A 233-nucleotide genomic window follows, 5' to 3' on the forward strand; every position below is an offset into this window, starting at 1 on the left:
CCTCGCCGTCGCGGGAACCGACCATGCTTCCGGCGTCCTTGTAGACGTAGTACGCCGAGCCATGGAACTCGTTGGTGCCGGACTTGGTGACGGCGTTGATCGTCGCGCCGACCGCATCCTGGGCGACGTCGTAGTCGCTGACCTTGATGTCGTAGGCGACGATGGTGTCCACCGAGATCGGCGAGCCGGTGTAGGGCATGCCGTTGGCGTTCAGGCCGAAGGAGTCGCCCTGG

Annotated in this window: 1 protein-coding gene; it reads right to left on the reverse strand. The window is 65.2% G+C overall.

The features are described 5' to 3' along the window. On the reverse strand, positions 1–233 hold a 233-nt coding region (locus tag R0J87_RS25060; protein ID WP_498889732.1), incomplete at both ends, for a hypothetical protein.

Origin of the sequence: Halomonas sp. SIMBA_159 (genome assembly GCF_046536035.1) — a bacterium.
Classification (GTDB): domain Bacteria; phylum Pseudomonadota; class Gammaproteobacteria; order Pseudomonadales; family Halomonadaceae; genus Vreelandella; species Vreelandella venusta_A.